At 66.1% G+C, this 1136-nt stretch carries 2 protein-coding genes; one reads left to right on the top strand and one right to left on the bottom strand.

The window, feature by feature from the left end; genetic code table 11:
- A partial coding sequence (locus FS320_RS43830) for an IS630 family transposase (RefSeq protein WP_152718710.1) occupies positions 1-809 on the bottom strand: 809 nt, incomplete at its 3' end.
- A gap of 48 nt (positions 810-857) precedes the next feature.
- On the opposite strand from FS320_RS43830, the gene FS320_RS43835 reads away from it, so the two are divergent.
- The gene (locus FS320_RS43835; RefSeq protein WP_152718711.1) at positions 858-1136 is read left to right on the top strand and encodes a LexA family protein; all 279 of its coding nucleotides are present in this window, start codon (positions 858-860) and stop codon (positions 1134-1136) included.

Below are 1136 nucleotides of genomic sequence, written 5' to 3' on the forward strand. Positions count from 1 at the left end.
AGATTATCCAGCACCACCCGGATCCGCTCAGCCTCGGGGTAGTGCACATCGGCCAGCTCCTGCAGGCTGGCGGCAAAGTCGTGTGCCGTGCGCCGTTCGCTGACTGTGACGTGGCGCCAGGGGCAGTGCGCATCCACCATCACGAACAGGTTCACCGTACCGCAGCGGCGATACTCATAGTCGATGCGCTCGACCCGCCCCGGCGCGGCCGGAATCGGCGTGCGCGTCTCACCGATCAACTGGACCGGGCTCTCATCAAAGCACACCACCGGGTGCTGCGGATCAGGTTCTTCGGCATACAGATCGAGCACATCCTCCATGCGTGCGACGTACTCGCCGTCGATCTTCGGCACGCACCACATCTTCTGACGCCAGGGCTGGAGCGCGTTTGCGGCCAAACGCCGGCGCACCGTTTCGCGCGAGAGACTCTCATGCGCGGTGAGCCGCACCATCTCGCCAGCCAGGAGTTCGAGCGTCCAGCGGGCCCGCCCCGCCGGCGGGCGGGCGCAGGCGGTAGCAACCAGCAGGGCCTCTTCTTGCCCCGTGAGCTTGCGGGCCACTCCGGGCCGCGGCTGCTCATGCAGCGCCTTGTCCAGATTGCCTTCCACGAAGCGGCGCCTGGTGCGATAGACCGTCGAGCCGCCCACCGCGATGCTAGTCGCGATGACCTCGTCCGGCACTCCGGCATCCGCGGCCAGGAGGATCTGGGCGCGCTTGAGCGTGCGGGCGGCCTGCCGGCCGCCGTTCAGCATGGTCTTGAGCTCAGAACGTTCGGCCTCGCTCAGTTCAACCCGGTAGCGTATGTTCATCTTGGCCTCTCGGTTGCGAGAGGGGCAGATGAGTCAGCCGTGTGGCGGATGTCCGACAACAGCTTCACCGACCGGCAAGGGCAGTACCTGGCCTTCATTGATGCCTATACGCGGGTGCATGGCCGCCCACCCGTCGAGGCCGACATGCAGCGTCACTTTGGGGTGACGCCGCCCTCGGTTCACCAGATGGTGCTGACGCTGGAACGGATGGGCCTGATCCGACGCCAGCCGGGCTTGGCCCGTAGCATCGAAGTCCTGGTTGAGCCCGAACGCCTGCCCCTCCTACGCCCGCCTCAACTCGTCAAATCCTCAGTGCAGAGGAACTAG

The organism is Microvirga tunisiensis (genome assembly GCF_009296175.1).
GTDB lineage: Bacteria > Pseudomonadota > Alphaproteobacteria > Rhizobiales > Beijerinckiaceae > Microvirga > Microvirga tunisiensis.

Excerpts from the sequence above, each read along its gene's own strand:
- FS320_RS43835 (WP_152718711.1), top strand. The coding sequence starts at position 858 with ATGTCCGACAACAGCTTCACCGACCGGCAAGGGCAGTACCTGGCCTTC.